This window comes from Enterococcus sp. 1001283B150225_161107_E12, assembly GCF_015556925.1.
Lineage (GTDB): Bacteria > Bacillota > Bacilli > Lactobacillales > Enterococcaceae > Enterococcus_B > Enterococcus_B mundtii.
This window is the reverse complement of the sequence record NZ_JADNNI010000016.1, coordinates 20,984-34,727: the sequence shown is the minus strand read 5'-3', so window position 1 is coordinate 34,727 and position 13,744 is coordinate 20,984. Positions and strand designations below refer to the sequence as shown.

At 40.9% G+C, this 13,744-nt stretch carries 11 protein-coding genes; all 11 read right to left on the bottom strand.

Features of this window, described 5'->3' with window-relative positions:
• Position 1 precedes the first annotated feature (1 nt).
• The 11 genes from I2F89_RS11760 to purM all read right to left on the bottom strand — a co-directional run bounded on the left by I2F89_RS11760 (position 2) and on the right by purM (position 13,740).
• On the bottom strand, positions 2–1,654 hold the full coding sequence (locus tag I2F89_RS11760) for a dihydrolipoyllysine-residue acetyltransferase (protein ID WP_142433151.1): 1,653 nt from the start codon (positions 1,652–1,654) through the stop codon (positions 2–4).
• Between the two features lie 24 nt (positions 1,655–1,678).
• Entirely contained in the window at positions 1,679–2,656 is a 978-nt protein-coding gene (locus I2F89_RS11755) for an alpha-ketoacid dehydrogenase subunit beta (RefSeq protein WP_010735670.1), read from the bottom strand.
• A gap of 2 nt (positions 2,657–2,658) precedes the next feature.
• Positions 2,659–3,768: a pyruvate dehydrogenase (acetyl-transferring) E1 component subunit alpha gene (gene pdhA / locus I2F89_RS11750; protein ID WP_010735671.1), complete on the bottom strand. Its 1,110-nt coding sequence runs from the start codon at positions 3,766–3,768 to the stop codon at positions 2,659–2,661.
• Between the two features lie 518 nt (positions 3,769–4,286).
• Positions 4,287–5,723 carry a PLP-dependent aminotransferase family protein gene (locus I2F89_RS11745; RefSeq protein WP_195514389.1) on the bottom strand — a complete coding sequence of 479 codons (1,437 nt, stop codon included), beginning with the start codon at positions 5,721–5,723 and terminating at the stop codon, positions 4,287–4,289.
• A gap of 111 nt (positions 5,724–5,834) precedes the next feature.
• Positions 5,835–6,812, bottom strand: a complete 978-nt coding sequence (guaC, locus tag I2F89_RS11740; protein WP_019723828.1) for a GMP reductase — start codon at positions 6,810–6,812, stop codon at positions 5,835–5,837.
• 239 nt (positions 6,813–7,051) lie between these two features.
• Entirely contained in the window at positions 7,052–8,173 is a 1,122-nt protein-coding gene (locus tag I2F89_RS11735; protein WP_074799706.1) for a hypothetical protein, read from the bottom strand.
• A gap of 105 nt (positions 8,174–8,278) precedes the next feature.
• Entirely contained in the window at positions 8,279–9,193 is a 915-nt protein-coding gene (locus I2F89_RS11730; protein ID WP_071867129.1) for an aldo/keto reductase, read from the bottom strand.
• A gap of 118 nt (positions 9,194–9,311) precedes the next feature.
• Positions 9,312–10,577: a phosphoribosylamine--glycine ligase gene (purD, locus tag I2F89_RS11725; RefSeq protein WP_071867130.1), complete on the bottom strand. Its 1,266-nt coding sequence runs from the start codon at positions 10,575–10,577 to the stop codon at positions 9,312–9,314.
• A 15-nt stretch (positions 10,578–10,592) separates the two neighbouring features.
• Positions 10,593–12,125 carry a bifunctional phosphoribosylaminoimidazolecarboxamide formyltransferase/IMP cyclohydrolase gene (gene purH / locus I2F89_RS11720; RefSeq protein WP_195514388.1) on the bottom strand — a complete coding sequence of 511 codons (1,533 nt, stop codon included), beginning with the start codon at positions 12,123–12,125 and terminating at the stop codon, positions 10,593–10,595.
• On the bottom strand, positions 12,122–12,700 hold the full coding sequence (gene purN, locus I2F89_RS11715) for a phosphoribosylglycinamide formyltransferase (protein WP_115357535.1): 579 nt from the start codon (positions 12,698–12,700) through the stop codon (positions 12,122–12,124). Before purN ends, purH begins: the two co-directional genes overlap by 4 nt.
• Positions 12,697–13,740 carry a phosphoribosylformylglycinamidine cyclo-ligase gene (purM, locus tag I2F89_RS11710; protein WP_195514404.1) on the bottom strand — a complete coding sequence of 348 codons (1,044 nt, stop codon included), beginning with the start codon at positions 13,738–13,740 and terminating at the stop codon, positions 12,697–12,699. Before purM ends, purN begins: the two co-directional genes overlap by 4 nt.
• Positions 13,741–13,744: the final 4 nt, after the last annotated feature.

Below are 13,744 nucleotides of genomic sequence, written 5' to 3'. Positions count from 1 at the left end.
CTCATCCTTCCATCATTAATAGCTCTGGATCAGCTAATAAACGTTTGATGTTATTCATTGCTTGTTGTGCTGTCGCACCATCGACGATTCGGTGATCGAAACTCAATGATAATTTCATCACACGGCCAACAACGATTTCTCCTTCAGCATTGACGATTGGTTGTTGGGCAATTGTTCCTACACCTAGGATTGCTACTTCAGGGTAGTTGATTACTGGTGTGAACCAGCCGCCGCCAACTGAACCAATGTTACTGATCGTGATCGTTCCATTACGCATATCGTCTGCCGCTAGTTTGCCATCATGTGCAAGTTTTGCTTTCTCGTTGATTTCGTCTGCGATCGCAAACATTCCTTTACGGTCAGCATCTTTCACGTTTGGCACATACAAACCATGGTCTGTATCTGTTGCGATACCGATATTGTAATAATTTTTATAAACGATTTCTTGTTTTGCATCATCGATTGACGCATTCAAGATTGGGAATTTTTTGACTGTCGCAGTCAACGCTTTGACAACGTAAGGCAAGAACGTTAATTTCGTACCGTTAGCAGCTGCCACTTCTTTGAATTTCTTACGGTTATCCCAAAGATTTGTTACTTCAACTTCATCATGTAAAGTGACATGAGGTGCTGTTTGTTTGCTGTTGACCATCGCTTTGGCAATTGCTTTACGTGTTGGTGTCAATGCCACACGTTCTTCTAGATCGCCTAAGTTTGATTTGAATGCTTTTGCTGGAGCAGCTTTTGTTTCAGCTGGTTTTTCAGCAGATGCTTCTGTCGGTGCAGCTGATTCAGCAGGTTTGCTTGCAGCTTCTGGAGCGCCTCCGCCAGATAAGAAGTTTTCAATATCTTCTTTTGTCACACGTCCGCCTTTTCCAGTTGCAGAAACTTGGCTGATATCCACGTCTTTTTCGCGAGCGAATTGACGAACAGATGGCATTGCTAATACGCGTTTATCTGGGTTTGCAGCTTCAGGGATACTTGAAGAACCTGAAGTTTCCACTTTTGCATCAGAAGTTGCTGCCGCTGGTTTGCTTGCAGGTGCACTATTGTGTCCTGGCGCGTCGATCTCAACCAATACGTCACCAACATTTGCGACTGTACCTTCAGAAACAACGATTGTTTTCACAGTCCCTGTTACTGGAGATGGAATTTCTTCCACTGATTTGTCATTTTGCACTTCTAATAATGTATCGTCTTCATTGATCGTGTCACCGGCTTTAACAAACCATTTAACGATTTCACCTTCTGCGATACCTTCACCGATATCAGGTAATTTGAATTGGAATACGCCACCTTCAGAAGCTTCTGCTGATGCAGATGAACTTTCTGTTGTTGGTTCAGCAGCAGGTGCTTCAGGCGTTTGCTCAGTAGCTGCCACGCCTTCGCTTCCGCTGTCTTCGTTTCCTTCATGTCCTGGTGCATCGATCTCAACTAATACGTCACCAACATTTGCGACTGTACCTTCTGGAACAACGATGCTTTTCACTGTTCCTGTCACTGGAGATGGAATTTCTTCCACTGATTTGTCATTTTGTACTTCTAATAATGTATCGTCTTCATTGATCGTATCGCCTGGTTGAACGAACCATTTAACGATTTCACCTTCTGCGATACCTTCACCGATATCAGGTAATTTAAATTGGTAAGCCATGGGTTTTTAACGTCCTTTCTTTCCTTAAAATTCTGCGATTTCTTTTACTTTTGCTTCGATGTCAGAAGCATTTGGCAACCAGATGTTTTCTGCTTGACCGAATGGGAAAACAGTATCTGGTGCAGAAACGCGTCCGATTGGTGCTTCTAATGAAAGAATTGCACGTTCAGAGATTTCAGAGATTACTTGAGTGCTTACGCCTGCTTGACGTTGTGCTTCTTGAACAACAACGACACGTCCTGTTTTTTCAACAGATTTGATGATTGTTTCAACATCTAATGGAGCAACTGTTCGTAGGTCAACGATCTCAACAGAGATACCTTCTTTTTCAAGATTATCTGCTGCCTTAATGGCTTCACGTACCATTGCACCGTAAGTGATGATCGATACATCTGTTCCTTCACGAGTCACTGCGGCTTTGTCTAAAGGCACTTCGTACGCTTCATCTGGCACTTCCTCACGGAATGAACGGTAAAGTTTCATATGCTCCAAGAAAACAACAGGGTCATTACTTCTAATAGAAGCAATCAATAATCCTTTTGCATCATATGGGTTTGATGGAATCACTACACGGATACCAGGAGATTGAGCAATCAATCCTTCTAAGTTATCTGAGTGTAATTCAGGTGTATGAACACCACCACCAAATGGTGAACGGATCGTTACTGGAATATTTCTTGTTCCACCCATACGGTATCTTGTACGAGCCATTTGTGCTACAACTTCATCCATTGCTTCAAAAATAAAGCCAAAGAATTGGATTTCAGGGACAGGACGAAATCCTTCAAGTGCTAAACCGAAACCTAATCCGGCAATACCTGATTCTGCTAAAGGAGTGTCAAATACGCGGTCTTCACCGAACTTTTCTTGCAATCCTTCAGTTGCACGGAATACGCCTCCGTTTTTGCCGACATCTTCACCAAAAACGAGTACGTTTTCGTCGTTTTCAAGTTCAAGTGCTAAGGCATCTGTGATTGCTTGAATCATTGTTTTTTGTGCCATGGTTATTTCGACTCCTTCGCTTCATAGATTGCAATTTGTTCTTTGATTGTTTGTGGTGTTTCTTCAAACATATTTTTCAAGAAATCTGAAACTTTTTGTTTTGGAACTTTATCTGCTTCAGCAATTGCTGCTTTGATTTCTTCTTTTGTTTGTTCAATGACTGCTTCTTCTTTTTCTTCGCTCCACAATCCTTTTTCAGTTAGGTATTTACGGAAACGGATCAATGGATCTTTTAATTGCCATTCATCATCAACGTCTTTTTCACGGTAACGCGTTGGGTCATCACCAGATAATGTATGTGGACCGTAACGGTAAGTCAATGTTTCGATCAATACAGGTCCGTTACCAGAAACTGCCCAGTCACGTGCCATTTTTGAAACAGTATATACAGCTAATGGGTCCATACCATCCACTTGGATACCAGGGATACCAGCTGCTACTGCTTTTTGCGCTAATGTTTTCGCTGCTGTTTGTTTTTCACGAGGTGTTGAAATCGCAAATCCATTGTTTTGGATGTAGAATACAGCATTCGCATGGTAAGCTCCAGCAAAGTTGATTGCTTCATAGAAGTCACCTTGAGAAGAACCGCCATCACCTGTATAAGTGAAAACAACATTTTTCTTATTACGTTTTTTAAGTCCTAATGCAACACCTGCTGCTTGGACGTATTGTGCACCAATGATGATTTGTGGTGGTAGAGCTTTCAATTCTTCTGGGTAGAAGTTTCCAGCTGCATGTCCACGAGACCATAGAAATGCTTGAGATAAAGGTAAGCCGTGTTTGATCAATTGTGGAACATCACGGTAACCTGGTAATAGTACATCTTCTTTGTCAAAAGCGAATGCACTAGCTAATTGACTTGCTTCTTGTCCAGCAGTAGGAGCAAAAAATCCTAAACGTCCTTGACGGTTCAATGCTGTTGAGCGTTGATCCAATACACGAGACCAAACCATGCTAGTCATCAATTCTACTAACTCTTCATCTGTCAAATCTGGAACAAGATCAGGGTTTACTACTTTCCCATCTTGATCAAGTGCTTGGTATACCGGAAAATCTGAATTGACTTCTTCAAGCAACGCTTGGAAGTCGATAGGTGTTTTCTTGTTTGCCATTTATCACACATTCCTCTCTCATCTATAAGAAACTCTCTTCATTCCGCGGTTGAAACAGCGACGATATCTGTATCACTATTTCTCCGGCTTCACTAATAAATTATCACGTATTCCTCCGAAATACAAGCTTTAAGCATAAATTTTCACCATTAAAAAAAATTATAACAATCCCTATCTCTGTTAAAATAGTGAAGGTAATCACAAGATAGTAAGCGGTTTACATTTTTTCTAAAAAAACATAGAGATGTTTCTCCCCTTTTATAACAATCGTTTCTTTTCTGTATTCAAGTTGTTACAACCTTTTACCAGTCACTGTATTAATTTTTTTCTCGATAGTGAGTGATTACACAAATCACTTATCTTAATTTTATCCTTAACATAGGCTTTTTTACAAACAATAAGCCTGTACAACTACATATTTCTTTTGATTGACAGGCAATACGTCAACTTTTCCAGAAATTTCTTCACAAAATAAAAAAGAAAAGAAAAAATAACAAAAGTTACTCTTTCTTTTCTTGCTATTGCTTCTCTTTCTCTTCCAACCATGTTTGTAATTTGTCCATTCGTGAAGCGAATAGTGGCAGGTCATCAGGGCTCATACGGCTATAGTTGATTCTTAAACCGATGTCTTCGCCAAAAAGATAACCTGGCGCCACACCTAACCCCTCACGCAATAATCTTTCTGCTAATACCTTCGTGAACTTTTCACCCTCCCAAGTCAGCCAGCCATAGTATCCACCTGCAAGAGGGGCTAAATGAAAGAAGTCTTGCGAATCGACCCAACTACGTAAAAGCTGACTGTTCTTTTCTAGTTGTTGACACAGACTTGCCATGTTTTGGTCAAAAGAAGATTCAAAAACAGCAGTTGCGGCCATTTGTGTAAAGATACTCAAAGAGACATCCATCATTTTTTGTGCCTCAGACAATCGTTGGATCAAAATCGCTGGACCGACGATCCAACCAATTTTAGTCGTTTCCCCTAACAAGCGCGATAACGAACCGACATACAGCACATTTTCCGGATCAATTACATGGATCGGAGCGATCGAAGCTTGTTTTTCTGGAGAAAAGGCTAAATCTGCAAACACATCATCTTCTATGATCGGCAATTGGTATTTGCGGCACAGCGCGACTAAACGTTGGCGACGTTCAGCAGCCATCACTGTACCTGTCGGATTTTGAAAATTTGGATTGACTAAGACCGCTTTGATCTTATGCTTATGAATGGCTTCTTCCAATTTCCCTAAATCAATCCCTTGATCATCCATTGGAATACCGAATAAGCGGGTACCAAGTGCTTTAAACAATGGCAAGCGGTAGAAAAAGGTTGGGGATTCCACCGCAACGGCATCTCCTACGGACAAAATCGTTTGTAAAATCAGAAAGATTGCTTGTTGTCCCCCACCAGTGATCAGCAATTGACTTTTTTTAAACGAAAATCCGTTATTTCTGATCAAGCGTTCTCTGATCTGCGCCATCAGCGGTTGATACCCAAACACGGAAACGGCTTGTTCTTCTTTTAAGATACCTTCTAATGTATAATTGGGCATCTTCACATTAGGTAATACATCAAGCGGCATTTCACTTGAATATAAATCTAAAAAATCGGATTTCCGACTTGCATCTTTGACTTTTTCTCCGTAACTATCAACGATCTTATCGTATCTTGCAGAGATCAATTGACGCCAATCGATCCGTGGCTCTGAAAAATCACCCCAAGTCACCGAAGAAATAAACCGACCACTCCCTTGACGACTTTCCAATATCCCTAGTCCACGCAATTCATCTAACGCATGCACAACAGTCGTACGATTCACTCCAAAATAATCCGCAAATAGTCTTTCCGAGGGTAGTTTATCTCCTGGTTGCAATTGTCCATTTTCGATGTTCTTCAAGATTTGGTCCATAACTTGTTGGTAAACAGAACCTTTTTCTTTATTTATTTTCGTCCACATAACGATTCTCCAATTGTTTACTTTCTACTATTGTAACGTAGTTTTTACAGAAAGAAAAATGGCAAAAAAAGATTGGCAAGATTTCTCCTACCAATCTTCTAATCTTTTAAATTAAATCGTATCTCCGTTGAAAATAGAGTTTTTAACGATGACATAATCGACTTTACGAATTGATTCTAAGTCACGACCACCGGCATAAGAAATCGAAGATTGTAAGTCTTGTTGCATTTCAACTAACGTATCTTTCAGAGATCCTTTGTGTTGGATCCAGATTTTCTTACCTTCAACATTTTTCTTTTCGCCTTTTTGGAATTCAGAGGCTGATCCAAAATATTCTTTGTAAACGACGCCGTTCTCTACTTTTGTTTCTCCTGGTGATTCTTCGTGCCCTGCAAACAATGAGCCGATCATCACCATCGTCGCGCCAAAACGCACTGATTTCGCGACGTCTCCAGGCGTACGGATGCCACCATCAGCAATGATGGGTTTACGGGCAGCTTTCGCGCACCATCTTAGTGCAGCTAATTGCCAACCACCAGTACCAAAACCAGTTTTGATTTTTGTGATACATACTTTTCCTGGGCCAATGCCGACTTTCGTTGCATCTGCTCCAGCGTTTTCCAATTCTCGAACGGCTTCTGGCGTCCCTACGTTCCCCGCAATGACAAACGTATCTGGTAAATGCTTTTTGATATGCTGGATCATCGCGATCACAGCATTTGAATGTCCATGGGCAATATCAATTGTAATATAATCTGGTACAAGCGATTTTTCTGCTAATTCTTCTACAAAAGCATACTCGTCCTTTTTCACGCCTACACTAATAGAAGAAATTAAATTTCTTGCTTTCATTTTTTCGATAAATGGGATTCTTGCTTCTTCTTCAAAACGATGCATGATATAGAAATAACCATTTTCAGCTAAAAATTCCGCAATCGTTTCATCAATGATCGTTTGCATATTTGCTGGTACAACCGGCATTTTAAATGTATGTGAACCTAATGTCACAGTTGTATCACATTCTGAACGGCTGTTTACGATACATTTATTAGGAATCAGTTGAATATCTTCGTAATCAAATACTTTCATCATATCGTCCTCTCGATTTCATATTCGCAAAAAACACGAACATTATCTGCTTTTTACGTGCTTATTTTTAGCACCTCAAGTAATTTAACGTAATTTCAATAAAAAATCAAGCTTTTTTGTTATAAAAAAGTTTCACTTTACCTTTAATTAAGTTTTCGTACAAAAAAAGCGAACGTTAAAAAAATGTTCGTTTTTTTTGATTTTACTTTACTTATTTGTTTGTGAAATCACAATGATTCCTAACGACTTTTTTCGTGGTTGCTTGTTGTTGGGCGATTTTGTTGGAAATCTCCCGCCATTTTTTTCGCACGATTCGCACGGTCGGCGAAAGAGCCTTGTGCTTTTAGCTGAGATACTTGTTGGAGTTTTCTGTCCGTCTGTACATGCTTATCTACATCAACTGTTCTTAGTACTCCTGCACCTAGACCACGTACATAATCGATCGCTGACAGCACTTTAGGAGTATAATATTCTTTGCTTATTGCTTTTAGATCAGTTAGTGCCTGACCACGCTGGTAATTCAAGCTTTTCAGCGTATGACTCCCATTGACATACTGCTCTTTCCCGTTGATTTGCGCTCTGGTCTCAAAAAGTTCTCCCTCTTTTTTATTTAAATGGATCAAACTTTCTGCGTAATTCAACATACTTGAATGTAGTGATTCGATCGAATTGATGACGGGTCCTGCAATATGTTCAATGGAATGATGCGATTCCAAGCCTCTTTTAAAATCCATTCGAAAATCAGGATTTTCTAAATCTTCACGATGCTTCAACACTTGTTTCGTTAAGGTTTTCAAATCATTTTTCCATTCATTTGATTCTTTATGTAGTACTTTAAATTCAGCTGACAAACGATCTTTACGTGTTTGTAACGTTTTTTTACTTAGGTTTAGATCAACCGATTGCGGAATCTTTGCTTCACCACGGGCGAAAGTGACATTCTGACCAAGGAAGGAAGTAATATTTGAAATCAATTGTTGAAACACCTTGGGATAAAACTGTTCATTTCGTTTTTCAAGCATGATTCTTGCCGAATTTTCCTGATAGCCCATTCTTTCGAAAGCCTTGCTTGGCTGAGAAAAGCCCGCATGTAGTTTTAATCGAATAGATTGGATATGCTTCTCCATTTTTTCCATCCGCATGGCGTTGGCTACCCACATTTCGATCTTATTTTCATAAGAATTGATTGGGTCGATAAGTTTTTTTGCTTGTGTTCCATTTTCAGGAAATTTATTCAATAAGTTATTTTGTTCTTTGATGATTTCATTATATAGTTTTTGTTGCGTTTTATGTAATGTACTAAAATCGGCGTATAAGTATTTTCTCTCATCTTGTAATAGTTTCCTTAACTGTTTATCCATTGATTCTCCTCTTTTCTTCGATACTGTTCATCGTTTTTCTATTTTTGTAAAAACCGACTCTCTTTCTCATAAAAAACAGAGAGTCGGCTAACGATATCTTTTATTTTATGGCAAAATGTTGCCAGCAGCACGATACAATGCATACCAATCTTCTCGTGTCATATCGATCATTGATGCTTTCGCTATTTCTTCAATCCTTGTCAGATTCATCGTTCCAGCGATCACTTGCATATTTGCAGGATGACGTAAGATCCATGCTGAAGCTAAACCGGTTGGTGTCGTCTGATATTTTTCTGCCAGTTCGTTTAACGACTGATTCAATTCCGGGAATTTTTCATTTCCAATGAATACACCTTCAAAGAAGCCATATTGATAAGGCGACCACGCTTGGATTGTCATCTCATGCAAACGAGAATAATCTAGGATACTGCCATCATGGTCAATACTTGCTTGATCCGTCATGTTCACATGGATTCCCTGATCGATCATTTCGGAATGTTTCAGACCAAACTGTAATTGATTTGCCAGTAACGGCTGTTTCACATATTTTTTCAATAACTCGATCTGCATTGGCTTTTGATTGCTCACACCAAAGAAACGAACCTTGCCAGATTGTTCCAACTCATCAAACGCTTCCGCCACTTCTTCGGGTTCAACGAGCGTGTCTGGACGATGAAGTAACAAGGCATCAACGTATTCCATATCTAATCGACGCAAGCTATCTTCAACCGATTGAATGATGTGTTTTTTTGAGAAATCAAACATCTTTCCTGGTACGATCCCGCATTTCGTTTGGATAAATAATTCATCACGTTTTAGCGAAGTTTTTGCTAACGCTTGAGCAAAAATTGTTTCACAGTCCCCACCACCGTAAATATCCGCATGGTCAAAAAAGTTGATGCCATTTTCAAAAGCTGTTTCAATCACTTTTTCAGGTTGCTCAGAACCATTCAACCGCATACAACCTAAAATGACGGAGGATACGAGCTGGTCAGAAGTCCCTAAACGAATCTTTTTCATCAAATCTCATCCTTTCTTACCAACTCGATTTTACCATAATCACCATGAAAAGGCTTCAAAAAAAATAAAACTATTTTTCCTATTCAGCAAAAAATAGTTTTATTTCTTTATTTAGATTTTACTTTTGTACCAAGGCTTTTGAGCCGACATCCGTCCGATAGAATGTATGATCAGTATTCTTGACTTTTAAAACCGAGTATATTTTTTCTTGCGCTTCCTCGATTGTCTGACCACTAGCCTCCACCAAATAGATCCGTCCTCCTGCACCTACCAATTCTTCTGCTCGTTCCTCTACTCCGGCATAATAGATGGACACATCTGGATCAGTTGAAAAATCTGGAAGTAAGGCGCCTTTTTGGTAGTTTTCTGGATAACCTTCCGCAGCAACGACTACCCCTAAGCAAAACCCTTCTGACTCCCATGATAACTCGACTGCCTTTCCTGATAATAGACGGTCAATGATTTCTGCTAGATCACTTTTGAGTCGTGGCAAGACGACTTGCGTTTCAGGGTCACCAAACCGAGCATTGAACTCGATTACTTTTGGTCCTTCTGCTGTGGCAATTAACCCTGCATATAAAATACCAGTAAACGGACGTCCTAGTTCCTTCATTCCTCGCACTGCGGGTTTCAGCACCTCTTCGACAGCTTGATCAACCATGGTTTGAGGGATTTGTGGTACAGGTGTATAGGCACCCATTCCACCGGTATTTGGACCTCTATCACCATTATACGCTCGTTTGTGATCTTGCGAGATCACCATGGGATAAACTTCTGTATCTCGGACAAAAGCAAGTAAAGAGAACTCTTCACCGGACAAGAACTCTTCCACAACGATTTGTTGCCCACTAGCACCAAATCGATTATGTTCTAGCATCTCTGAAGCGGCTTCGACAGCGGCTTCGAGGGTTTCTGCCACAACGACCCCTTTACCAGCAGCTAATCCGTCTGCTTTGATAACGATCGGTGCGCCTTTCGCTTCAATATATTTTCTTGCTTCAGCAAAACGGCTAAACGTTTGTGACTCTGCCGTAGGAATACCTTGACGTGCCATTAACTCTTTGGCAAAGCTTTTTGAACCTTCAATCAAGGCAGCTGCTTTAGTTGGACCAAAAATCGCTAATCCTTCCGCTTGAAAATCATCAACGATCCCATTGAGTAGAGGGATCTCTGGACCTACAAATGTCCAGGCGATTCCTTCAGATCGAACAAACTCGATCAATCCTTCATGTTCTGTTTCAGCAAGATTTACCAAACGAATCCCATCTTTTTTCATCCCTGCATTTCCAGGTGCGCAATACACCGCTTCGACTAACGGACTAGCTGCAAGTTTTTTACTGATTGCATGTTCTCGTCCGCCCGAGCCAATCACTAAACATTTCATTTTATTCGCTCCTTCTTAATGTCTAAAATGACGCACGCCGGTAAATACCATTGTGATACCATGTTTATTTGCCATATCGATTGAGGCTTGATCTTTGATACTTCCTCCTGGTTGGATGATTGCTTTGATACCATGATTCGCAGCGTATTCGACAGAGTCATCCATCGGGAAGTAAGCATCACTTGCAAGCGCAGCTGTTCCGGCTTTAGCACCAGCTTGTTCGATTGCAAGCTTGACCGAACCCACACGATTCATTTGACCGGCACCAATACCGAGGGTTTGCTGTTGATTTGCAACGACGATCGCATTTGATTTCACATGTTTGACTGCTTTCCAAGCAAAAGCCATCGCTGCTTGCTCTTCTTTTGTGGGTTGACGATCGGTGACTACGGTCCAACTTTCGGGTTCTTCCATTGCACGATCATCTTGTTGGATCAGTAAACCTCCTAAGACAGAGACCATTTCGTTAGCATTTCCCTCCACATTTGAGAAATCGACTTGCAACAGACGGAGATTTTTCTTTGTTTTCAGTACAGCTAGCGCCTCTTCACTGTAACTAGGAGCGATAATGATTTCTAAAAATAATTGGGTCATTGCTTGTGCACTAACCAAATCGACTTCCCGATTCAATACGATGATACCGCCAAAGATCGATACCGGATCAGCAGCATAAGCTGCTTCCCACGCAGAGAAAATCGTCTCGCCACTTCCGATACCACATGGGTTCATATGTTTTAGCGCAACGACCGTTGGTTCCGTGAACTCTCTCATGATACGTAACGCAGCATCCGCATCACGAATATTATTGAAAGAAAGTTCCTTACCGTGCAATTGTACTGCACTTGCAATCGAGTAGCTCATTGGTAACGCCGCCTGATAAAACGCTGCTTCTTGATGGCTATTCTCACCATAACGAAGGTCTTGTTTACGCGTGTAGGTAAGTGTTAGATTCTCAGGTTCTTTCTCACCCACTGCCTCTGTGAGATATTGTCCGATCAAGGCATCATAAGCCGCCGTATGACGGAAAACTTTTGCTGCTAGTTTTCTGCGCGTCGCAAGAGTCGTGTAACCTTCTTGCTGGATTTCTGCTAAGACGATCGCATAATCAAGGGGATCAACGATGGCTGTTACGAAGGCATGGTTTTTTGCAGCACTTCGCAACATACTCGGCCCACCGATATCAATATTTTCGATTGCATCTGCTTCAGTCGTTTCGGGTTTTAGAATCGTTTCTTTAAACGGATAAAGATTGACACAGACAATATCGATCGGTTGGATGGCTTCTTTTTCCATTGCCTCCATATGGCTTTCACTATCTCGACGCCCTAATAATCCTCCGTGGATTTTCGGATGTAAGGTTTTTACTCGACCATCCATCATTTCAGGAAAACCAGTTACTTCTTCAATAGAGATAGTTTCGATTCCCGCTTCTTCCAAAGCAGTTTTTGTTCCGCCTGTGGAAATGATCTCTATACCGGCAGCACGCAGTCCTTTCGCAAAGTCAATGACCCCAGTCTTATCTGAAACACTTATTAACGCTCTTGTCATTTGTTTACATCTCCCATATTTACTATTTTTGCGATTACTTCTGGAAAGATCTGATGTTCGATTTGATGGATTTTTTGTTCCAATGTAGCTAATGTATCTTCTTTTTCGATTACTACTTTTTCCTGACGAATGATCGGTCCAGTATCCACACCACGATCGATATAATGGACAGTCACACCTGTTTCTTCCACGCCTGCTTCAAAAGCATCGCGAATCCCATGAAGACCTGGAAAATTTGGTAATAACGAAGGATGGATATTGATCATTTTATTTTCGTAAACAGACAGTAACCCTTCACCAACGATTCGCATATAGCCTGCCAGTACGATCAAATCAATCTCTCGGTTTGCTAATTCTTCAAGGATCGCTTGTTCGTACTCCGTTTTTGATGCAAACTCTTTCGGTGAAAAACAGGTACTCGGAACTTGCGCTTTTTTTGCCCGTTGTAAAACATAGGCATGTGGCTGATCACAAAACAACCACTCGATTGTCGCAGAAAGTCGGTTCTTTTTAAAATAATCGACCAGCGCTTGAAAGTTACTGCCATTTCCTGAAGCAAAGACGGCAATCTTCATTTTTTCCCCTCTGCGATCACGACTTTTTGCTCCTCAAAAGGTACGACTTGCCCGATTTGATAGACTTCTTCGCCAGATTTGCGGATTTGGTCAATGATTTCACTGGCTTTTTCAGGAGCAACTGCAATGACCATTCCAATGCCCATGTTAAAGATCTCATACATTTCATGTGCAGGGATTTCCCCATACTTTTGTAAACAATCGAAGATCGGTAAAACTGGCCAAGCGCCTAGATCGATGCTGGCAGCAACGTTTTCTGGCAACATCCGTGGAATATTCTCAATAAATCCACCACCTGTAATATGTGCGGCACCTTTGATCTTCTCTTCTTTGACTAATGGCAATAAAGTCGAAACATAGATTTTTGTTGGTTCAAGCAACACATCTGCCAAAGAGGAATCCAACCCTTCGATCGTTTCTTCTAATGAAAAACCATGCTGTTCAAAAAAAATTTTACGAACCAAAGAGTACCCATTGGAATGGATGCCACTAGAAGGCAAACCTAGCAAGATATCACCTGTTGTGATCGATTGACCAGTAATCAATTGCGCTTTTTCCGCGATCCCTACCGCAAAGCCTGCCAGATCATAATCGTCCCCTTGATACATGCCTGGCATTTCTGCTGTTTCGCCACCGATCAATGCCATGTTTGCTGAAACACAGCCAGCGGCAACGCCTGCTACGACTTTTTCTAAACGTTCTGGATCATTTTTACCTGTTGCCAAATAATCTAAAAAGTATAAAGGTTCTGCCCCTTGTGCCAAAATATCATTGACACACATTGCGACACAATCGATACCGATCGTTTCATGGCGATCTGCAGCGATAGCTACAGCTAACTTAGTACCCACACCGTCTGTTCCGGAAACTAAGACAGGTTCTTTTAATTGGAATCCACTAAGGTCAAAGCAACCACCAAATCCTCCTAATGCCCCCATCACACCGATTCTTTCTGTTTTCTTCACATGTTTTTTGATGCGATCCACGACTTCATAACCCGCTTCTACGTCCACACCCGCTTTTGCATAAGCATTACTCATTTGA